A 22,144-nucleotide genomic window follows, 5' to 3' on the forward strand; every position below is an offset into this window, starting at 1 on the left:
GCGCAGGTGCGGGTGTTGGTTCCGGTGCCGGAGCAGGTGGTACTGGCGCTGGTTCCGGCGCGGGGCTTGGGGCAGGGGGTGGGGTATGCTTATCGCTATTCCCGGCGGTTGGCAGGATGTGTCCCAGACCGTTCTTATCCTCGGACCTTCCTACGCCGCCCGCGATTCCCGCGACGCCGAGCAGGCTCAGTAGTGCTGCTAACATGTTGATTTTACTTTCTTGTCCACTTTGCCGTGCTCACGGCCTATCTAGATTGCAGTTTTTGGCCAGACCGGCCGGGACATGTTACTTCTGCACTTGTTACGTTCGCCTTTATGCGGTGGCGATTTCGGATCACTCCGCGCCGCCGCCATGGTTAACGATTGGTTAATACTCATTCATAAGTGTGACTAAACTGAGAAACGATTGTGGAGGAACGGAGGCAATGCGCACGCTGATAGCGTGTGGTCGTGACGCATGATTCTCGTTCCGGATGTACCCATGAAACCCGGCTTGTATTGCCCGTGATTGAAATGATGCCTGTTCTGGTCTGTTGTTGTTGCGCGGAACCTACTGCGCAAAGAGGGGGGGTCAATCAGGCGAAAATCTGAACAAACTACAATCTAAGCGGGAATTTGCCATCGGTCAGGCAAGCTATTGAAAGTCCGTTCCAAATTTTTGCCGGCCCGTTTTTCCACAGGGGCGGAATCCTGCCAAACTCTGGGGAGCAGCCGGAATATATAAAGAAGACCCGCGCCGCGGGCGGAACGGGCCTTGGTAAAAATCGCTGGAAGAAGGTCTTATTGCCGGGCGTAAACGTCTTCGAAACGGATGATGTCATCTTCGCCGAGATAGCTGCCCGTCTGAACCTCGATCAGCACCATGGGGACCTTTCCGGGGTTCTCCATCCGGTGCTTGGCGCCCAACGGAATATAGACGGACTGGTTTTCACTGACCAGTTTCACCTCGTCGCCGACGGTGACCTTTGCCGTGCCTTCCACGACGATCCAATGCTCTGACCGGTGATGATGCGATTGCAACGACAGGGCCGCGCCGGGATGTACCAGGATGCGTTTGACCTGGAACCGGGTCCCGATCACCAGGCTTTCAAACCAGCCCCAGGGGCGGTGATCCTTGGGGAAGGCCTCCGCCTGCAGGGCAGATTTGGCCTTGAGCGCGGAGACCGCCTTTTTGACGTCCTGGGCGCGGGATTTATCGGCCACCAGCACCGCATCGGGCATGGCGATGGCAATGATGTTCTCCAGTCCGATGCCCACCAGCTCCAGATTTCCGGATTCGGACCGCAGCAATGTGTCGTGGCAGTCAATGGCCGTCGCGTTGGTGCTTGTGGCGACGCCGTCACCATCCGGGCCGGATTCGCGCCAGATGGCATCCCAACCGCCCAGATCGGACCAGCCCGCAGTATAGGGGACCACGCAGAGGTTGCCGGCCTTTTCCATGACCGCGTAGTCGATCGAGATATTCTCGGCCTGCTGCCAGCTTTCAGGCGCCAGCCTGAGAAACCCAAGATCGGCCTGCGCAGTCTCATAGGCCTTGGAAACAGGCTCTAACAAGGCCGGTGCGCTGGTCCGGAAGGCCTCCAGTATGTCACAGGCGCGGAACAGGAAGATGCCACCGTTCCATAGGTGCTTGCCGTCCTCGAACATGGCCTGCGCGCGGTCAGCATCGGGTTTCTCGACAAATCGGGTCAGGGCCGCGGGGGCCAGACCCTCTGGCGGGGCCGCCAGTTCCAGATACCCATACCCCGTTTCGGGATGCGTCGGGGTGATCCCGAAGGTGACCAGCTGGCCATTCTGCGCGGCGGGCACGCCGGCCGCGACCGCGGCGCGAAAGGCATCCGCGTCCGGGACCACGTGATCGGAAGGGGCAACCAGCATCAGCCCTTCGGGATCGCTTGCGGCGACATGCAGGGCGGCAGCCAGAATGGCGGGGGCGGTATTGCGCCCTTCGGGTTCGATCAGAATGGCACCGGGATCGATTGCCACCGCCTGCAGCTGTTCGGTGACGATGAACCGGAAGTCGGATGCGGTGACCACGACAGGGGCGTTGTAGTCCTTGCCGGACAGGCGTAGCGCAGAGGCCTGAAATAACGTTTCGTCCCCCAACAGGGCAGCAAATTGCTTGGGGTAGGATTTTCGCGACAACGGCCAGAGGCGCGTGCCAGAGCCACCACAGAGCAAAACAGGTGTTATCATTTCAGATTATCTTTCTTTGCAGAGTGCTTCTACGGATTTCAGTTTTTGGAATGCCGATCAAGGGTCAAGATCGGGTGGCCTATGACTTTCAGAGACATGGCCTGCCCGTATCGGGGATATCTGGCGCGAATTCTGGCAAAGTTTCGCTATGGAATCGTGAAGCTTCGCAAGTCTGCCTCATTGCGGCCCCATAGCAGTTGCATCAGGGGGCAGATGGCGGATAAACCGACACAGGCTTATGCCGCCCGTGCGTGGTGTTTTATATCTGTTGTTTGTTTGATTTATTGAAGGTGGGGCCGCCGTGCAGAAAGTAAGAGTTGCCGTTGTCGGGCTGGGTAAAATGGGTCTGAGCCATTTTGCGATGGTAAATGCCCATCCGGATGTCGAAGCCATCGCCTGTGACGGGGCAGGGTTCATGGTCGATGTGCTGGGCAAGAACATCGATACGCCGATCTACAAGGAATATGACCAGATGCTCGCGCAGGCCGAGCTCGACGCGGTGGTGATTGCGACACCGTCCCGGCTGCATGCGCCAATGGTCAAGGCGGCTCTGGACAAGGGGCTGCATGTGTTTTGCGAAAAACCGTTCTGTCTGGATTGGCAGGACAGCCAGCGCCTGACCGAGCAGGCCGCAGAGGCGGGACGCGTGGCGCAGGTGGGGTATCATTACCGCTATGTCGGCGCGTTCCAGGAGATGAAACGACTGGTGGAGGCCGGGGCCATTGGCCGGATTACCCATGTGCTGGCCGAGGCTTACGGCCCTGTGGTGCTGCGCCCCAAGCGCGCGACCTGGCGGACGCAAAAGGCTGAAGGCGGTGGGTGCCTTTATGACTATGCCGCGCACCCGCTGAACCTGCTGAACTGGTATTTCGGCGCCCCGGCGCAGGTCATGGGGTCGCATCTGGGGCAGGTGTTTTCGGACGGGACCGACGACGAGGTGTTCTCGACGTTGCGTTGGGACAACGGGCCGACGGCCCAGCTGTCGGTGAACTGGTCCGATGAGAGCCACCGTAAGATGTCCACCAAGATCAGCCTGATTGGCACCAACGGGCGTCTCTATGCCGACCGCCAGGAATGCCAGGCCTACTTGCGCAAACCGGTCGAGGGCCTGCCGGAATATACCGATGGCTGGACGGTGAAATACACAACCGAACTGACCGGAGATCGGTGGTTCTACCTGCGCGGCGAAGAATATTCGGCCCAGCTGGATGAATTCATTCAGGCCGTGAAGGCCGGGCAGGGGGCGGCAAGAGAGAATGATTTTGCCTCGGCCGTGCAGACCGACCGCACCATGGCGATGATCATCGAGAATGCCGAAACCGGTGTTTCCGTTGGCGAGGCTCCGATTGTCAATGCGCCTTCCAAACCGGCCAAACGTGGCTGGTTTGGGCGCAGTTAGAGACTGTTTTAAAGGAACGAGTGACGATTATGGACAGGCTTCTCTTTGGCGATAACCAGTTTTTCGGCATCAATCACATGTCCGAGGAAAAGGCCCGCGCCCAGGCCATGCGGTTTCAGAAAGCCGAGGCCATCATGGACGTGCTGGACGTGGCCTATGATGCCGGCATCCAGACCTTCATGTGCACTACCCATGACCGGATTGCCGATATCGCCAGGCGGGTGAAGGCGGATCCGGCGCGCTATGCGGATTTCACCTTCTACCCCTGCATGCCCTATGCCCATAAATACGCCAATGCGGTTACCGAACACGGCATGGTGGGGGCGCTGAAGGAATTCATGCCGAAGGATGGGCTGCTGTCCACGGCGCTTGCGGGCAGCAAGGCGCTGGCCACCAAGGAGGTGGACGGGATTGCCCGTGTGCTCATCGATATGGAAATGAAGATGTTCGAGGGCGTGCGCGCGCCGGTGGTCTTCATCCAGAACGTCTTTACCGATCTTCTGCTCGGAATGGGTTTCACCCGCGCGTTCCGGATTTTCGACGATCACATCCGGGAAAAATATCAGGCCGAGCCTGCCTATATCACGATGAACATGCCGGCTCTGCTGAACGCGCTGGAAGCGGAAGGGATCGAGCACCCGATCATCTGTTCGAACATCAACAAGATCGGTTTCCGCATGTCGGGGGGCTTTGACGCCTATCTGGATGCACTGAAATCCGGTAGAGTGCGCGCGGTTGCGATGTCCGTCTATGCCTCGGGCGCCATTCCTGCGGATGAGGCGATCCATTGGATTTCGGAACTGCCCGGCGTGGAATCGATCGTGTTCGGCGCCTCTTCGGCGGGCAATATTCGCGGGACCAAGGCGTTGGTCGATAAATACATGGCCGCCCCGGCGTGATCGCCAGGACGGCCATTCCTGAGCGAGGTGGTTATTATGAATAAGATTACCGAGATTACCGAAGACAATATTATCTGCAATCTATGCGGCTCTGAAGACGTCGATGTCGTCTTTCCCAAGGGCAAGGCGCAACCTGCGCAAATCGTGGCATGCAGCAAATGCAGGCTGATGTATTCCAGTCCGCGCGCGCGTTTCGTGGATCACGAGGATTATGAACAATGGGAAGCAGAGGGGCTTCTCAAGGGGGTGACCACGGATACATCGCACCCCTTTCGCTGGCGCTATGAAAAGGAATCTGGTCAGGTCCGGGATTTTGAACCAACCCGCCAGGTGATCCGCAAGCTCTACCCCAACGGCGGCCGCGTGGTCGAAGTGGGCAGTGGCCTGGGCTACCTGCTCCGCAGTTTCAAGGATGAGGGCTGGGATGTGCTGGGGGTCGATCCCTGGCGTGAATTACCTGCCCATACGCAGGAAATCCACGGTATAGAGACGATTCCGATGACGCTGGAAGCTGCCAAGCTGCCGGATGCGTCGGCGGATGTGGTCATCATGCTGCATGTCATCGAGCATTTGCCCGATCCGGTGGAGACGCTGCGCGAAATTCACCGGATTCTCAAACCCGGCGGTCACATGGTGATCGAAACGCCGCGCTATGACACGTTGATGTTCAAACTGCTGCGCCACCGCGAACGCAGCGTGAAATGCGAAGGCCATACCTATTTCTTTACCTTCGACACCCTGCGGCGCACCTATGAAAAGGCGGGCTTTTCCGAAGTGGATACGCGGGCGGTGGGCCGCACCCTGTCGATGGAACGGTTCCTGTGGAACGTCGGCACGATTTCGGGAAGTGAAAAACTGCGCTCTGCCCTGGGCAGCCTGTCCGCAGCCACCCGGCTCAATCGGCTGCGGTTCACCCTCAACCTGCGTGACATGCAGCGCATCGTTGCCCGAAAGGACCCCGATTGACCATGAAACATGAGCCGACCCTCAAGGCCGAGGCATCCCGCGGCGGGCTTGCTGTTGGCAAGCGCGTGCAGATGCTCAACGCCTATGTGCACGATATTGCCATGGATGATCTCGTCGCGGATTTCACCGAAGGCGCCATGCTGACCCTGCATGTGGATATGATCATGAAGTTGCAGAAGGATCGCGCCTTCTATGACATCATCGACAACTTCGATGTGATCACCTGCGACAGCCAGATCATGTATTTCGCGACCAAATTTCTGGGCACCCCGGTGCGCGAGCGGGTGTCCGGCTCCGACTACTTCCCCAAGTTCTACATGCACCACAAGGACAACCCGGATATCACCGTGTTCCTGTGCGGCGGCAAACCCGGTATTGCCGAACTGGCGCGGGACAATGTGAATGCCAAGGTCGGGCGCGAAATGATCGTGGGTGTGGATGCACCGGATTTTGATTTCGACACTAATCAGGCTGAAATTGAGCGGATGATCGAGGCAATCAATGCCTCGGGTGCGACCGTCTGCGTGGTGGGGCTTGCCGGTGGGCGGCAGGAGAAGTTCATCATGACCTACCGTGACCGGATGCCCGGCGTGAAGCTGTGGCTGCCGCTGGGAGGCACAATCGATTACGAGAGCGGCACTTTTGACCGTCCGCCCGTCTGGATCACAGAATGGGGCTTTGAATGGCTTTATCGTCTGCTCAAGGAACCACGCGCACGGTTTCACCGCTATGTCGTGCATGAGCCGCCTTTCCTATGGGCGGTGCTGAAGCAGAAGATCGGGATATATCGGGACCCGTTTGGATAACAGGATGATCTATCCCACCTTTCTGATCAATCTGGATCATCACGTCCGGCGCCGGGCTTTCATGGAAGAGCAGTTTGCAGCACTCGATCTGCCGTTGACCCGGTTAGGGGCCGCGCTGGGGCGTGATCCGGCGGTCCGCGCGCAGGCCGCAGTGGCCGGCTATGCGACGCTGACCCATGGGGAGATCGGATGCTTTGAAAGCCACAGGTGGTTCTGGCGGCACGTGGTGACCGAAAACCTGCCCGGTGCTTTCGTGATCGAAGATGATGTGGTGATCGCATCGGATTTTGGTCAGATCCGGTTTCCCGACACGCTGTTGCAGCAGGCCGATGTCATCAAGATTGATCAGGGGGTGCGGAACATATGTGCCTATGGCACGGTGCCTGTCGGTCTGGAAAACGGTCGCAACCTGTATCGTTTGTTGGGAACGGAGTATTCGACCGGGTGTTACTTCGTGACACAGCGGGGCGCGCGCCGCCTGCTGGAAGCCTCGCGCGGGTATTTCGTGCCGGTGGACCGGTTCATGTTTGATCAGGACAGCAAGGCCTTCTGGTCGTTTGATATCTGGAAGCTGGACCCCTCGGCGGCGGTTCAGTATCGCCTGTTCGACCCTGACGATGATGTCCAGACCGAAATCGATGACAGTATATCGGCCAACCGGTTGTCGGGCCGCGATGAGACACCGGGCATGAATATGATCAAGCAGACACGGCTGCGCATGCGGCGCCTCGTTGACTGGGATTTCCGCCGTATCCGCGAGGCCCGCAAAGCCCGTAAACTCGAAGAATTTGCCCGGTTAGAGCCTATTGAAACGCGTAAGGTTGCCTTCCACTCGGCCTCCAGTTCACATGTGGAGCCCGCCCGGAAGGCCCTGGGATCAGAGGTGTCGGCAGAATGAGAAACATGACATCATGACGAGCCTTTCCGCTCTGCTCAGCCCTTTCCGCGGCATGTCCACGCGCGCCCGTGCCCTGCGCGGTACGGGTTTTACCATTCTCAACGTGGGCGGGCGCGATTTCCTGCGGCTGTTGGCCAACCTGGTCCTGACGCGGTTGCTGTTTCCGGAAGCCTTTGGCCTGATGGCGCTGACACAGGTGTTTATCTACGGTCTGCAGACATTTTCGGACGTGGGCATCCACGCCATGCTGATCCAGCACAAGCGTGGCGGCGAGCGGGTGTTTCTCGATACGCTCTGGACGATGCAGATCATTCGCGGAGTGATCCTGTGGGCCGGGGCCTGTGCGCTGGCCTTTCCGGCCGCCTATATCTACGACCAGCCACTCTTGACCGTGCTGTTACCCGTCGCGGCGCTGTCGCTCTTCATCGAAGGGTTCAAGACGACCAAGGAAGCCGAGGCCAATCGCGAAATCACCATCGAACGGGTCGTGGTGCTGCGCCTGTGTACACAGTTGGCCGGTCTCATCGTCACGGCCCTGCTGGCCTATTGGCTGCGTTCCGTCTGGGCGCTGGTTGCCGGTACGCTGGTGGCGTCGGTCATGCGTGTCATCGTCATGCATATGGTGCTTCCGGGCAAGAGCAACCGGCTGCACTGGGACTGGGCAATCGTGAAAGAGACCCTGACCTTCGGATTCTTCATCTTCCTCAGCACGGGCGCCTCTTTCCTCATCAACATGGGCAACCGGATAATCCTGGGGGCTTATCTTCCGATCGCTGTTTTCGGTGTGCTGAACATCGCCATCATGCTGGGGGCCGCCCCGGGTCAGATTAGCCGGGCGATTGCACAAACGGTGATCTTCCCGCTCTACCGGATCAAACCAGCGCAGCAGAGCACGGATAACCAGCGCAACCTGTTCCGGGCCCGGCGCATGGTGGCGCTGATGTCCATGGGGATGTGCGCCGTGCTGGCAATCCTGGGGGTTTGGGTGGTCGATGTGCTTTACGATCCGCGTTATGCGCTGGCGGGACCGATGATTGTGCTGATCGCGCTGCGCGGTATTCTGATCAGCCCCTTTGTCGGGGCACAGGAGGCGCTGATCGGCAATGGCGACAGCAAGCGTCATTTCTATCTGAACGGGAGCATGGCAGCCCTTCAGCTTTCCATCATCTTTGCGGGGATCACATGGTTCGGCGTGGCCGGCGCCCTGATCGCGCCCGCTGTTGCCAACTTGCTGCTCTATCCGATGCGGGCACGGTTCATTTCCCGTTACGCGGCCTGGGATATCAAGGGAGACCTGATGCTGATGACGTTGGGCCTTGTGCTTGTGCTGGCGATCTCCTGGTTCAACTGGGACGCTCTGCTCCTTGCGTTTGACCTGAACCTCCTGCAATGAAGTAACAAGGAAACCGAGCAATATGACACCTGATACTCTGGATGCTGCTGGGTCTTTCAACAGGCTGAGCGATGTCTACCGGGACGCGGTTTCCCCCTTTATAGAGCCTGATCAGCCCTTTGCGCTGATGGACTTTCCGAACCACAGCAACGTGGGCGACAGCGCGATCTGGGTTGGGGAGATGGCGTTTTTCGATGCCTATGTGCGCCGCCCGGCCTCTTTTGTGAACACCTATGCGGAAGATCCGGCGGAGGTTGCAGAATATGTGCCCGAGGGGCCGGTGTTCATCCATGGGGGTGGTAATTTCGGGGACATCTGGCCCCAGCACCAGACCTTTCGATTGCGGGCCATGGAGGTTCTGAAGGGGCGGCCCCTGGTGCAGCTGCCGCAATCGGTACATTTCGACAATGAGAAGGGGCGGGATGAAACGGCCCGGGCCATCGCGGCCCATGGCCAAGTCACCCTGTTGGTGCGGGATCAGCCCAGCCTGGAATTTGCCCAGGCCCATTTTGACTGCGCGGTGCAGATGGCGCCGGATGCGGCGGTGAATATTCACCACCTGCCGGCAAACGACCCGGTGACCGACGTGATCAGTTTCATGCGGGGGGATCGGGAATCCGTCTGGGGGGATGCCATCACCTACCTGGAAACCCTGGGTGAGATCACCGACTGGCCTGCCCCCGATGTCTGGACCATGCCCGACAGGATCCGGCAAAAGCTCTATGCACCTTTTGCCCGCCCCGCCATGGCGCATCGGGAGGCCATGTATCGCCGCCAGGCACAGATGCGGGTGCAGGCGGGAGTGGCGCATATGGCGCCGGCCCGCCAAATCGTGAGCGACCGGCTGCATGTGCATCTGATTGCCGCGCTGATGCGGCGCCCGCATGTGGTGCTCGACAATGTCTATGGCAAGATCGGCCGCCACATCGAGGCCTGGGGCGACTTCGGCCTGGCCCGCCGGGTCGCAGATGTCGATACGTTGCGGGCGGTGATGTCCGAAAGGGCAGGGGGGTGAGATGTGCCCCAGCGCTACTGCCGCTTCAGAAGACGGAAAATGCGGCGGGGTGCGTTGCGTAATTTGCGCTGTATCTTGGTGAGAGCCATTTTCGCCTTGAAAGGCCAGGGATCAAGGATGCGCGGCTTGTGGCCGTGAAACCAGCCGTAGACCTCGTCGCGGGTCACGTTCATGCCCTGGGCCGATTTGAAAGCATCGCCACTGCCGCCTCCAAAGTGATGCAGGTAGGTTTCATGTTCGAAAAAACCCTGCACCGAATGGCCTGCCGTTAGCAGGTTGCCCTGCAGTTTGGTCACCGACCACCACCATTGGTGCGACTCGTCCAGTTCCTCAGCCCGGTAAAGCGGTGCATCTATCAGCAGGCAGTAGCCATCCACCCGCAGCGGGTCTTGCTGCATTCCGAAAGCGGTGACCCCACTGGTATGGCGCGCCAGCAGCGTGCTCAGCCAGTCAGCCTGCCTGATCTCGATGTCGCTGTTGAGAAGACAGAAATGCGTGGCCTGGGAGGCTGCGGCGCGGGCTGCGATATTGTTGCCTTCTGCAAAAAGCGTATTGCGCTCGGACAGGATAAGCGTGTCGATGTCCCCCGACGCCTCATAAGCCTTGACCAGTTCCACGGTTTCCGGGTCGGAAGCATTATCGACGACGACAAGCTCATAGGTCACGCCATCGGTTTTTGCGCGCAGCGTATCGATCGTGATGCGCACCAGATCGGGGGCGTTGTGGGTCAGCATCAGGATGCTGACGAAAGGCGGCTGCTGCATGGGTCGACGTCCTTTTTATCCGCCCTTCTGGCCGGATAGATGCGTTAAAAGACCTGTGCAGTCAACACGCATGTCCCGGGTCCAAAGTGTCCCTAATCCGTGGCTTCCGGGCGTGATATTCATGAAACATGCCACGATTTCGATGCGTTGATCCGCGCGCAGGCGCAAGCGGGCATTCCGCCCGGCGATGCAGAGGATCCCGGTTGAGGCCGCACCGTAAATTGTCACTGTCGACCGGGGCGTATCTCCTGCAGGATCTGCAGGGCGGCGTGGTGGTCGAGAAAGAGTTCTTCAGATGCCGGACCTCCACACAATTCTTTTAAGGGGGCATTGCGATATCCTTGGTCTGATATCGCATATTTCAATGATTAGACTCTTGAACTAGGGTCGCTTTACTGCACTGGATCGAATTTGATAATGAGTGCTGAATTCGTGCAATACTCTGCCGGACAGGCGCGTTGAGTGAGTGATATCTGAAATGTCTGCGCCTTCTCCCCGACCCAAGCTGACATATATCGAGACGTTGCGCGGGGCTGCCTGTTTCGGGCTGGTGATGTATCACGTGGTCGGGCCGCACCCGCAGGCGGGTATGGAACTGCCGTCAGGGCATTATCTCTTCTTGTCGATGCTCCTGTTTGTCGATTTCCGGATGCCGCTGTTCAGCTTTATCTCGGGGTATATCTTCCGGGCGCATGTCGACAGTATCGCGCAATTTTCAAATGCCGTGGTGCGCAAATTCCGCCGATTGATGGTGCCGATGATATCTGTCGGCACCGTGTATTGGCTGGTGCATTTGTCTATGGGGCGGTCGGTCCCGCCCTATGTCGAGCTGTTCTATCTGCCCTATACCTATCTGTGGTTTCTGCCCGCGACCTTCCTGATCATGACGCTGTTTTACGGCTTCAACCTGATCTCCGGGAACAGGGCGTTGCTGATTGCGGGGGCTGTCATCGTGCTGGCGGGCGGGTTCTGGGTGGCGCGGGTCATCTGGACGCCCAACCTGTTTGCCAGCCTGAACGCGCTCTATATCGCGCCCTATTTCATGTGCGGCTACCTGTGGGCCAATCAGACACACATGCAGGCGCTGGTGGACAGGGCGTATCTCGTCAAACGGGTCAGGAGGGGGCTGTGCGTACTGCTGGTCGGGCTGTTACTGGTGAAACTGGCCAGCATCCTGAACGTCTTTGAACCGAGTTTTCACCAGCAGCGTTTGCTGCGGTTGTTCATTGGCCTGTCGGGATGTTCACTGCTGCTTTTGGTGCGTCCGGAGATTTCGTTCCTGGCCCGTATCGGCCAGCATTCCTATGCCATCTTCCTTTTTCACGTGTTTTTCACCGGCGGGTTTCTGGAGGTTGTGCATCGGTTCTGGCCCACAGCCCCCGATTTACCGGTTTTTGCAGCAGGGGTCGCGGTAGGCCTGATCGGCCCAATCCTGACCTCGGCGCTGATCCTGAGGCTGCCGATTGCACCGCTGCTGTTCCTCGGGATCAGGATGAAAAAGAAAACCCCGCCTGTATCGCAAGGAAGGGTGTCCTGAAGCGGGCCGCGCCCGGATGCGGGACGGATGGATCAGTCGACCGGGATAAATCTCGGCAGCGCACCCTGCATTTCCCGCAGCATGTCCTGCAGGCGCCCTTCGGCGCTTTCATTGCTTTCGCCGGGTGTGATCAATGTGGTCAGGCGCACCAGCGCCCCATCTGTCCGGCCCGTGGTGATCCCATCCACCATCAGCCAGTATTTGGCTGCGAAGTCCCATGCGATGCGGCGGTCGCGCTGCTGGAACCAGTAGTAGACCATCATACGTGTTTCACCCTTTTGGATGATGGCACGGTTGAGGCGGAAAGGCGTGTCGCTTCCCATGATCTCGGTCACGTCGGACCGTTCCAGCCAGGCAATTTCCCAGCCCGCGCCGGGCAGGCAGACTTCGGGAGAGTGCACGCCGCCATTGCTCTGGTCATCGTACCAGGCCATGAACAGATTTACGTTCTGTTGTTCGCCAGCCTTGGTGAAGGTGACCTGATGATAATCATCAGCGCCCAGGTTGATTTCGATTGCCTTGGTCAGAAAGGCGCGTGTGCCTTTCTGTTTCCAGTCGCCCAGGGTGCGCGGGAACAATGCAAAACTGTCGCGTTCCGGCGCGCTGTTGCCCCGTTCGGGCAGCGCCTGCAGACCTGCGGCAGCGATGACGCCGCAGAGCGCTGCGACGATCAGGGCCTTGGAGGGCATGACATACTGCAACCGCATGGCCTGTGTGCCCAGGCCGTCGGTGTCGAGATCCAGTGCTTCGACCAGAGACATCCGGTCCCGCCGCAGGAACAGCATCAGCCAGGCCAGGAAAAAGAGCAGAAGGATGCAGGCGAGGAAGATCACCCAGCCCTCAAAGAAATGCGTGAACCCTTCGAGCCATTCGATGCCGTAATACTGCACGATGACGCCTGCGACCGCGATGCGCACCGAATTCATCAGGATTGCGATCGGCACCGCGGAAATCAGCAGTACCGCCTTGTGCCACATCGGCCCGCGGTAGAGCACGGCGAAGATGTAGGAGAAGCTGAGGATGGGGAACATGTAGCGCAGGCCCGAGCAGGCCTCGGCCACGTGTAGTTTGAGCACACCCAGGTCAATGATGTTGCCATCCAGGAAAACCGGGATCGACAGCAATCTCAGGAACCACACGCCCATTTCCGACGAGATGAACTGGAGCGATGTGGTGGTCTTGTAATAGATCGTATCGGGCAGGGGCAGCATGTAGACCAGGTGCAGCACCGGTGGCCAGAAGAGCTTGCCGGTCTGCCAGCCCCAGCTGACCAGCAGCACGCCCCCGATCCACAGGATCAGGGCATAGGCAACGATGTCATGGATGTTGGACAGGATGCCCAACAGACCGAAAAGCAAGGAAAAAACGATCAACAGGACACCAGGCCAGCGGTCGTTCTTGGGACCGGGCTGGAAAGGGATTTCCTTGAGCTGGCGCAGAAAGAGCAGCGCCGAGAGGACAGGGATAAGGGGTCCGTGGCTGTATTCGGGTAATTGCCATGCAGTCAGCAGTGCATTGATGCCATCGGCGAAAAAGACGCCTGCACCAAGCAGCGCAATCAAGAGCCAGAACATGCCCCCGTTGAGCAGTTTGCCTAAGTCTGTGCGACCTTGAAAATCTGTACTGGAAAGAGACATGCTGAAACTCGGAAATGACTAATGGACAACTGATAGCAAAAATCTTGTCGCAGGGGATAGCAGATAGATCAGTTATAACGAAATCTTTATTCACTTTATGACACGGAAATCGTGGTTTTGCAGAAACAATATGCGGCCGCTCAGAAATTCGTTTCCATCGCTGGGGGGACATCAGGCTCTGATCTTGAAGAAGCCGTCTGATTGTCGCACAAGAATTCAGGCGTCCCTGCGCGCCAACCCTCAAGGAGCCCGCTTGTGTCGTCCAAACGCTATGTCGTGATTTCCCCGTGCCGCAACGAGGCGGAGTACATGCGCCGTACGCTCGACAGCATGGTCGCCCAGACGGCTCAACCTGGTCTCTGGGTCATCGTTGATGACGGCTCTACCGATGAGACGCCCGCGATCCTTGCGGAGTATGCGGCAGCCCATGACTGGATCCGCGTCGTGCAAAAGCCGGACCGCGGGCACCGTGCGGTGGGTCCGGGCGTCATTGAGGCCTTTTATGCTGGGTTAGACACTGTTTCGCTCGATGATTTCTCATATCTGTGCAAGCTCGATCTCGATCTCGACCTGCCGCCCCGGTACTTCGAGATTCTGATCGGCCGGATGGAAGAGACCCCCCGGATCGGGACGTGTTCGGGCAAGGCCTACTTCCGCAATGCCGCCGGTGAGCTGGTCAGCGAGCAGATTGGGGATGAGATGTCCCTGGGCATGACGAAACTCTATTCGGTCGCCTGTTTCCGGCAAATCGGGGGCTTTGTGCGCGAGGTGATGTGGGATGGCATTGATTGCCACAAGGCGCGGCAGATGGGGTGGGCCCCGGTCAGCTGGGACGATCCTGACCTGCGGTTCGAACACCTGCGGCCCATGGGATCCAGTCAGCAGAGTATCTTCACCGGCAGGCGGCGGCACGGGTTCGGGCAGTACTACATGGGCACGCATCCGTTGTTCATGCTGGCTTCGGCACTCAACAAGGCCCGTCAGCGCCCCTTTGTCCTGGGGGGGCTGGCCATGCTGGTGGGATACTTCGGCGCCTGGATGCGCGGTGCAGAACGCCATGGGGATCAGGACCTGATTGCCTTTATCAGAGCCTATCAGCGCCGGGCTCTTGTGGTCGGTAAGGCCCGGGCCGTGGCCGAGATCGAGGCGGCGCGGCGTGACGTGTCCCACAGGGCGGGAGAGGCGTCACAGAGTGAACTTCACCAGCTTGAAAAGCCGGAAGGATCGTGAAAAGGCGCAGACCATCATGTGTCCGCCCTCTTGCCAAAGGCTGTTCCAACCGGCGATGACACGCCCCGGTACCGCCCAAGATCAAAGATGAGTACAGTCCGCGTGCAACAGACCTCCCCCTCACATGGTTACAGGCCGGAAATCGATGGCTTGCGTACGATCGCCGTCGTGCCGGTTGTGTTATATCACGCCGGGGTCTCCTGGATGTCCGGTGGATTTGTCGGTGTGGATGTTTTCTTTGTCATCTCCGGCTTTCTGATCACGGGTATCCTATTCCAGGATATCCAGCGCGACCGGTTTTCCCTGCTGACTTTTTACGAGCGCCGGATCCGGCGCATCTTCCCTGCCTTGTTCACCGTTTTCGCGGTCTCAATGGTGTTGGCATCCGGGTTGTTGCTATGGGATGAGTTCAACGAATTCGCGCGCAGCCTGTTTTTTTCAACCTTCTTTCTGGCCAATCACTACTTCATGGGAGACACGGGCTATTTTGCCGGTGCTGCCGAAGTCAAACCATTGCTGCACATGTGGTCGCTGGCAGTGGAAGAGCAGTTCTACATCGTCTTTCCCGTCTATCTTCTGATCGTCGCCAAGTACCGGCAGAGTTGGCTGCTGCCGCTGACGGCGCTGCTGTTGGTTCTGTCCCTGGTGTTCTGTATCATCCTGACCGGACTTAACCCCGATACCGCCTTCTACATTGCCCCCACCCGCGCCTGGGAGCTTCTTGCGGGGGCCTTGCTGGCGATCCTGCCACGTCGGTTCTTTGCAACCGGGCTGGCTGCGCAGATCATCGGCGCACTGGGGCTTGGGGCCATCTTCTACGCGATCCTGAATTTTGATCATGGCACCGTGTTTCCGGGCAGTGCAGCCATTGTGCCGGTGCTGGGAACGGTGGCGATCATCTACAGCTCGACCCGGCAGGTCACCGCCGTTGGGGCGTTTCTTTCGCTGGCGCCGATGCGGTTTGTCGGGCTCATTTCCTATTCGCTGTACCTGTGGCACTGGCCGTTGATCGTGTTCTACCGGTTCTGGCGGCTTGAGGAGCCTGAGCCGGTAGAGATGTATGGGATCGTCTTGCTATCGGTCGTCATGGCGACGCTGAGCTGGCATTTCGTCGAGCGGCCTTTCCGGACCCGGTCCCTGTTGGCGACCCGGAAATCGACCCTGACCTTCGGGGTGGTGCTCATGATGGTTTTCGGCGCTGTTGCCCTGGTGGTCGATCTGAAAGACGGGTTCATCAACCGTTATCCACCGGCGGTCAATGCGGCGCTGTCGCTGCGCCACGACAGTTGGCGGCGGGACAATTGCAGCACGCTTGGCGGAGAAGGCCGTGCCGCCCATCAGGTCTGTACCTTTGGCCCCGGCGCGCCTGACTTCGCCGTTTGGGGAGATTCGCACGCCGGGGCGCTTTTGCCGGCCTTTGTCACGGCAGCAGAGCAGGTATCGCGCGCCGGGGCCTCTGTCGGCAACAGCGGGTGCCTGCCCTTTGTCGGTGTCCAGCGCCGCAACCCGGAATTTGCCAATTGCGCCGAAGGCAACCAGCTGTTCTTAGAATATATCCGCGACACGCCGACCATCGAACAGGTGTTCCTGGTGTCACGCTGGGGCATCTACGCGCAGGGCAGGCGGTTGGGGAATTCCACCAGCGCGCCTGTTACGCTGTGGGATGCGGAGCAGCCTGCGGAGGCAGCAGGCAACCATCCGGTGTTCGAACGGGGCCTGGTCCGCACGATCGAGGCGTTACAGGCCGCTGGCAAACGTGTGATCCTGGTGTCGCAGGTGCCTGACAGCCCCTTTGATGTCCCCAGCACGGTGGCCCGTGCGCTGTGGCTGGACAGGCCGTTGCCCTCCGGGCCGCTGCGTGCGGAGGTGGCCCATTACGAGGCCTTTGTGCGGGATCGATTTGTGCAGGCCGAGCAGGATTCCGATGTACGGTTGATGCGGCTGGGCGACATCTTCTGCCCGGGCGAGCGCTGTGTCGTCTGGGCAGAGGGTGTGCCCTTCTACCGTGATGGGAACCACCTGACGATTGCCAGAGCCCGAAGCCTTGCCCCCGTGATCAGACCCTATCTGGTGGGGGCCGGGGAATGAGACCGCCGTCATCCGGACACCGAGGCCATGCCCGTGTCTCCTAAGATGGCATATCGCCCGGATATCGATGGCTTGCGTGCCGTCGCGATCCTGCTGGTTTGTATCTTCCACTTCAGGCTTTTGCCGATCGGCGAGGCCGGTTTCATCGGCGTGGACATCTTTTTCGTGATCTCGGGTTTTCTGATCACCCGTATCATCACCGACGGGCTGTCCGCGGGCAAATTCCGTCTGGGCACGTTCTACTATCGGCGGGTACGACGCCTGTACCCGGCCATGCTGGTTGTGCTGGTCCTGTATCTGCTTGCCGGGTGGATTCTGTTTCTGCCCGCGCTCTTTGAGGAACTGGCCTGGGAGACGCTGTTTTCCTCGATTTACGGCATCAACATCTATTTGTGGCGGTCGGTGAACTATTTTGGCGTACAGGCCGACAGCAAGCCGCTGCTGCACATGTGGTCACTTGCCGTGGAGGAGCAGTTCTACCTGTTTTACCCGTTGTTCCTGATCGGGCTTTACAGGCTGTGCCGCGGCCGGTCCGGGCAGCTTCTGGGTATTGTCGTGGTTTTTATGCTGGGGTCTTTTGCACTGGGTTGGTTTGCTTCCTACTGGAAACCGCAGGCAGCCTTTTACCTGTTGCCGACCCGGGCATGGGAATTGATGGCAGGGGGCGTGTTGGCCATGGTGGTGCAGCAGGGCCCGCTGCCGAAGGCTTTTGTGCGTCTGGCCGGTCCGGCAGCTGTCCTGTTGCTGGGGGCGGCCATGGTACTGCACCACGGCCAGATCGCCTTTCCAGGCTGGTTTGCGGCGCTGCCGGTCCTGTCAGGTGTTCTGTTCATCGTGGCGGGGCAGGACATGCACACACCGCTCAGCCGTCTCTTGTCGAGCCGGCCAATGGTCTTTTTCGGAAATATTTCCTACCCGCTTTACCTGGTGCACTGGCCGGTCAAGATCATCCTGCAGGACGGGTTTGCAGAGGATACGCTGATCCTGAGAGCATTGGGGTTCGGCCTGTCGATCCTGTTGGCAGCGGTGATCTACGCTTGCGTGGAAACACCGGTGCGTACGGGCCGGTGGCTTCCTGCGCCGCAGCGCTTTCTGGGGCTGACGGCGGGACTGCAGGCCGGTGTGCTGGCGGTTTGCGCGCTGATCTTCACCACCCAGGGTCTGCCGGAGCGTTTTGACCCGCAGGTCCGTCAGGTGCTCAGCTATACATCTGATGCCCCCCGGGAGTTTATCGGATGCGAGTACTCCAGTGGCGGGGTCCGGTTTGATTGCATTGTCGGGGATCCGGATGCGGTTCCCGAGACATTGCTGATCGGGGACAGCCATCTTTATGCCCTGTCAGGCGCACTGGATCTTATGCTGCGTCAGCAAGGGGCCTCGGCAGTGCTGTCGTTTGCTTACGGATGCCTGCCCGTGCGTGACGCAGGCCGTTTTCAATGTCGGGACTTTGTGCGCGATGTCTTTGCCCGGGCTGAAAATACGCCGCAGATCAGGACGGTACTGATCGCCTCCGCCTGGACGCGCCCCTATTCTGCGGGTGGTAGCTATTTCTATGACGGTGTCCTGCTGCAGGGGGCCAGCGGTCTGAAGATGTTCGAGACAAAGCTGGCAGAAACGGTTGTGCGTTTGCAGCAGACGGGCAAGGTGGTCATTCTGGTCGACCCGATGTACCGCGCCCGGCACCCGGTTCCTCAGGCGCTGGCGCGGGCGGCCGCCTTTGGCACCCAATGGCCGCTGGATATGCCCCGGGCCGATTACGACGCGCAATTCGCCCATCTCTTTGCCCAGTTCGAGGTTTTGCAGGAGCGTGGTGTGCGCCGTGTGTCGCTGGTGGATGATCTCTGCCGGTCGGGGACCTGTCCGGCGCTCTGGAACGGCAAGCCGGTCTTTACCGATGCCACGCATATGGCGCGGCACATGCAGGGGTATTTTGCACAGGTGCTGGCAGACAGTCTGGCAGACATGTTCTAGGAGGCCCCACCAGGGGTGCTGCTGCGTCTTAGCCGGGCTGTCTGCGCATCTTGCGCCGCAGCGCGCCAAGCTTCTGCCGGGTGGTTGGAGACAGGCCATTGCGCCAGACGCGGCGCAGGCGTTGTTTCAGCCAGGTTTCCGGGGCAACGAGGCCTTTCTCAAGCATCAGGTTGTAGACATCGAGATCGGCCGGTTTGTTGTTCATGGCGCTGTCACGGACGGTATTGAAATAGATAGTCCTGTCGCGGTGGTAGCGATCGACGTCGAAGACCGCGGAGAATGCATCCAGCGCGCCGCACAGATCAAGAGAGACCATCGTGCGGGAGCATTTCCAGCACTTCGAGCAATTCTTGTAAGGCAGGGTCATCCGGATGCGGGCACCGGTGGCGCAAACGTCCAGATGCGACATCGCGGGGCCATAGCCGGCAACGATCCGGGTCTTGTCCATCCGTGTCAGGCCTGCGCCCGCCGACAGGACTCGCATGTTTTCCGAGGCCAGCAGGGGCAGCAGGATGGGTTCGATATCGGCAATGGCGTAGTGGCCCTTATTGATCTGGGGAAAGGGGAATGCAGAGGAATAGAGATAGGTCTGGAAGACATCCCCAAAGAAGTACGCAGCGGCGGTGTTGCGCAAAATATGGGTCTTCTCAAAGGCGCAATCCGGTCCGGAGTAGAAATCCGCAATATTCGTCGCCAGCGTGAACCATTCCAACCCGTTCTCAATGGCGTAGGTGCGCACGCGGGTGCAGTATTCGCGGTAGAGTGGTTCGGATTCCGACGTGTCCCCCATGGCGCCCACATCAAACGTGGTCAGGCTGTCGAGGCGCAGCGCGGGGGGCATGTCGGCGCCTTCGAACATGGCCAGGGTGGTGAAGGAATCCACACCGGCAGAGAAACCGGTTGCGACGCGCGTACCCGGCGTTGGGGTGTCCTGCGGCGTCGCCGTAATCCGGATCTGCGACAGGTTCGCGTTATAGACGGTCAGAAGGTGCTGAATGTCGTTGTTCAGGTTGTAAAGCAGCAATGGAGAGACAGGCGCATCGATATGCAGGTCTTCTCCCATGGCCATTGCGGGGATCAGCAGGGAGAGGACGGCCCAGTTCCCATTGGGGTGCCGCTCGGGAAGGGTACGGGCCTCGCCCGTGAAAATCAATTCATCGGGCAAGCCTTTGCCCGTCACCGTACAGCGAAATTCCCGGCGGACCGCAGGAATGCCGCCAAGGCCTTCGATTTCCTGATCACCGATCTGATTGAATTCAAATTGTGTTGCGGTGATCATCGCTTAGCATTTCCCGGATGGCAGATGTGTGCCTTTATATCCGCAGCGGGCAGTGCCTCAAGGCCAAAGGCCGTGTGTCCTCCCGGCAGGGGCGGATCTCAGGCGCGGAATATCCCGCGCGTCCGCCGACGATACCAGAGCCAGGGCACCAGAGCCGAGCCATAAAGGATCACGCCCGGGGGCAGGGGGTTGGGATAGATGGGGATGTCGGGGTTGGTGATCCGCACGTTGGCCAGATCGAAGCGCGCCCCGGGGCCAAACCGCTGAAAGTGAAGATTGCCCGATATACCATCGCTGAAGTCCTCGCCGAAGATATCTCCGTCGTCAAAAAACGTCAGCGTGCCGTTCCCATCCTCCAAAAGACCGAGAGACCATTCCCATGGCCCTCCCAATGCCCCGCGAAAGCTCAGATCCACCGGGTCAAGGGCGACGCTGTGCAGGCGTGGGCCAAACCCATAGATGAATTCACCCGGAACCGGCCCGCACAAAATGCCCGACAGGCAGCTGAGCCTGCCGGTGTCGGTGCCCACATCCGCCGAGAAGCCCAGGCGCACAGTACCGGTCTGTCCGGCGAGGCTACCCAGAATGTGGTGGTGCTGGATGGCAAGTGCGTGTTCTGCGGGGGTCGGCTCGGAAGCCCTGGGGGTGCCGTCCATGGTTGAGACATCTACCGACGTGAAATGTATGTCGCTGCCGGTGATATCGAAGTCATAGTACAGCGTTTTCGCAGACGCGGCGGTAATTGCCATGCTCTGGACGACAAAGAGGGACAGACAGAGCTGTCGGATGCGGGCGTAAAAGGACATTTTAAACAGGCTTTCAAAAAGACAAATCACAACAAATTACGGCGTCATGTTAACTCTTTTTTAACTGAACCCAAAGCTGACAAGCGTGTTTTCGGAGTGCCTGACGGCGCTTTATGCCTCTGCGTACACCCTGGCCGGGAAGGCATAAATTTTTTGCCCGGATAGGGTGAAATTCTGCAGGCAGGTGATGTCAGACGGCAGCCCCGAGCTGCGCGTCCAGTGCCTCCAGACGTGCCGTGATGCGGGACATCTCCCCGGTCAGTTTCGGGGCATCGATGCCAAGCTGATCCACAAGCGCCTTCAGACGCCATCGCCAGTCGAGCCGGGCCAGAGCCATGCGGTGATTGAGCAGCGGAATCCGGTCTGTCCAGTTGGCCCGTGCCTGGACCAGCCTCTGAACATTGGCAGTAAGATCTATGGCGTCGAAGGTCAGGAGCGCTTCGGGCCACAGCAGATCGACTGATCGATCCTGATCCGGCGGGATGCCGGCCACTACGGCCCCGGCGGCCAGGGCATCAGTCCAGCGGGCCGTAATGTAGTCCTGGGTCGGATGCGTATAGTGGGCAGGTGCGGCCAGGTTCGAATGCGCAATGACATAGCGTACCTGACCGACACAGCGCATCAGGGCCGCGTGATTTTCGAGCGGATTGTCAAAAAACGGGGGACGACCGGAAAAGCTGAGCCCGTGATCGGCACAGACCCTGGCCGAGCGGTCGTCATCGTCCCAGGCCGGGGGCTGGCGGCCCAGGCGCAGCACATCGACAGTCCGGTCCGTGGCGGCCGACCCCAGCCCGAGTGCATCGGTTCCCCAGTTCAGCACGATAACCGGCTTGCCGGATATGCGGCGGTAGATCTCTTCATCATTGGGACGGGTGACGGCCAGAAGATCGTAAGGCCCCATCCGCCAGCCAGCGGGGATATCTTCGTGACGGAACCCGTCAATCACCCAGGCGATCATGAAGCCGTAGTGGCGCATCAACTCCGGCGGCAGGAGGCTGGCATGCAGGTCATGCGGACCACGTGCAATGACAAGCAGACCCTTGTCGTCATTTCCTTTGGGTCGACGCATCAGGGACGTGAGTTTTTCCAGGGCGCTTGGCTGATGTGCGAGGATGCTGCGGGCCTCGCCGCCCATCAGATCGGCGGCCAGCGCGGCGAGCCGGTCTATCGGATACCAGCCAGCGGTCGTCACGCCGATGTGGATCACGTCTATCTTTGTCATATGCGCGGCCTGTGTGTTTTGCGTCTTATGGCACAAGA

17 protein-coding genes are annotated in these 22,144 nt (G+C 59.4%); 11 read left to right on the forward strand and 6 right to left on the reverse strand.

The features are described 5' to 3' along the window. Positions 1–780: 780 nt before the first annotated feature. Positions 781–2,196: a mannose-1-phosphate guanylyltransferase/mannose-6-phosphate isomerase gene (locus Q1A52_RS22005; RefSeq protein ID WP_300019900.1), complete on the reverse strand. Its 1,416-nt coding sequence runs from the start codon at positions 2,194–2,196 to the stop codon at positions 781–783. A gap of 301 nt (positions 2,197–2,497) precedes the next feature. Between Q1A52_RS22005 and Q1A52_RS22010 the strand changes: the two genes are divergently transcribed. The 7 genes from Q1A52_RS22010 to Q1A52_RS22040 are packed head-to-tail and all read left to right on the forward strand — an operon-like array spanning position 2,498 to position 9,572. Then, positions 2,498–3,595 (forward strand): Gfo/Idh/MocA family oxidoreductase, encoded by a 1,098-nt coding sequence (locus Q1A52_RS22010; RefSeq protein ID WP_299832316.1) that lies wholly within the window; start codon positions 2,498–2,500, stop codon positions 3,593–3,595. A gap of 29 nt (positions 3,596–3,624) precedes the next feature. Beyond that, on the forward strand, positions 3,625–4,494 hold the full coding sequence (locus tag Q1A52_RS22015; RefSeq protein WP_300019901.1) for a hypothetical protein: 870 nt from the start codon (positions 3,625–3,627) through the stop codon (positions 4,492–4,494). A gap of 36 nt (positions 4,495–4,530) precedes the next feature. Beyond that, positions 4,531–5,460, forward strand: a complete 930-nt coding sequence (locus Q1A52_RS22020; protein ID WP_299784466.1) for a class I SAM-dependent methyltransferase — start codon at positions 4,531–4,533, stop codon at positions 5,458–5,460. A gap of 2 nt (positions 5,461–5,462) precedes the next feature. Beyond that, the gene (locus Q1A52_RS22025) at positions 5,463–6,266 is read left to right on the forward strand and encodes a WecB/TagA/CpsF family glycosyltransferase (protein ID WP_299784468.1); all 804 of its coding nucleotides are present in this window, start codon (positions 5,463–5,465) and stop codon (positions 6,264–6,266) included. 4 nt (positions 6,267–6,270) lie between these two features. Further along, on the forward strand, positions 6,271–7,164 hold the full coding sequence (locus Q1A52_RS22030; RefSeq protein WP_300019902.1) for a glycosyltransferase family 25 protein: 894 nt from the start codon (positions 6,271–6,273) through the stop codon (positions 7,162–7,164). A gap of 13 nt (positions 7,165–7,177) precedes the next feature. Beyond that, positions 7,178–8,557, forward strand: coding sequence for an oligosaccharide flippase family protein (locus Q1A52_RS22035; protein ID WP_300019903.1), 1,380 nt, complete (start codon positions 7,178–7,180; stop codon positions 8,555–8,557). Positions 8,558–8,579: 22 nt separating this feature from the next. After that, on the forward strand, positions 8,580–9,572 hold the full coding sequence (locus Q1A52_RS22040; RefSeq protein ID WP_300019904.1) for a polysaccharide pyruvyl transferase family protein: 993 nt from the start codon (positions 8,580–8,582) through the stop codon (positions 9,570–9,572). A gap of 14 nt (positions 9,573–9,586) precedes the next feature. Here Q1A52_RS22040 and Q1A52_RS22045 read toward each other — a convergent pair whose 3' ends face one another. After that, positions 9,587–10,336, reverse strand: coding sequence for a glycosyltransferase (locus Q1A52_RS22045; RefSeq protein WP_300019905.1), 750 nt, complete (start codon positions 10,334–10,336; stop codon positions 9,587–9,589). A gap of 478 nt (positions 10,337–10,814) precedes the next feature. Between Q1A52_RS22045 and Q1A52_RS22050 the strand changes: the two genes are divergently transcribed. Beyond that, positions 10,815–11,873, forward strand: coding sequence for an acyltransferase (locus Q1A52_RS22050; protein WP_300019906.1), 1,059 nt, complete (start codon positions 10,815–10,817; stop codon positions 11,871–11,873). A gap of 32 nt (positions 11,874–11,905) precedes the next feature. On the opposite strand, the gene xrtD is transcribed toward Q1A52_RS22050, so the two are convergent. Continuing rightward, a complete protein-coding gene (gene xrtD / locus Q1A52_RS22055; protein ID WP_367278084.1) occupies positions 11,906–13,447 on the reverse strand; it encodes a VPLPA-CTERM-specific exosortase XrtD in 1,542 nt (513 codons plus the stop codon). Positions 13,448–13,765: 318 nt separating this feature from the next. Here xrtD and Q1A52_RS22060 point away from each other — a divergent pair, with 318 nt between their 5' ends. From Q1A52_RS22060 to Q1A52_RS22070, 3 genes are all read left to right on the forward strand, one after another. Continuing rightward, positions 13,766–14,740, forward strand: a complete 975-nt coding sequence (locus Q1A52_RS22060) for a glycosyltransferase family 2 protein (protein WP_300019908.1) — start codon at positions 13,766–13,768, stop codon at positions 14,738–14,740. An 87-nt stretch (positions 14,741–14,827) separates the two neighbouring features. After that, complete coding sequence (locus Q1A52_RS22065; protein WP_300019909.1) at positions 14,828–16,828, forward strand: acyltransferase family protein; 2,001 nt, start codon at positions 14,828–14,830, stop codon at positions 16,826–16,828. Between the two features lie 45 nt (positions 16,829–16,873). After that, entirely contained in the window at positions 16,874–18,799 is a 1,926-nt protein-coding gene (locus Q1A52_RS22070) for an acyltransferase family protein (RefSeq protein ID WP_300019910.1), read from the forward strand. A gap of 28 nt (positions 18,800–18,827) precedes the next feature. On the opposite strand, the gene Q1A52_RS22075 is transcribed toward Q1A52_RS22070, so the two are convergent. The 3 genes from Q1A52_RS22075 to Q1A52_RS22085 form a co-directional block, all read right to left on the reverse strand. After that, positions 18,828–20,078, reverse strand: coding sequence for a hypothetical protein (locus Q1A52_RS22075; RefSeq protein ID WP_300019911.1), 1,251 nt, complete (start codon positions 20,076–20,078; stop codon positions 18,828–18,830). Between the two features lie 98 nt (positions 20,079–20,176). Next, the gene (locus Q1A52_RS22080) at positions 20,177–20,884 is read right to left on the reverse strand and encodes a hypothetical protein (RefSeq protein WP_300019912.1); all 708 of its coding nucleotides are present in this window, start codon (positions 20,882–20,884) and stop codon (positions 20,177–20,179) included. A 190-nt stretch (positions 20,885–21,074) separates the two neighbouring features. Continuing rightward, complete coding sequence (locus Q1A52_RS22085; RefSeq protein WP_300019913.1) at positions 21,075–22,106, reverse strand: hypothetical protein; 1,032 nt, start codon at positions 22,104–22,106, stop codon at positions 21,075–21,077. Between the last annotated feature and the right edge of the window lie 38 nt (positions 22,107–22,144).

Source organism: uncultured Roseobacter sp., from assembly GCF_947488185.1.
Lineage (GTDB): Bacteria > Pseudomonadota > Alphaproteobacteria > Rhodobacterales > Rhodobacteraceae > Roseobacter.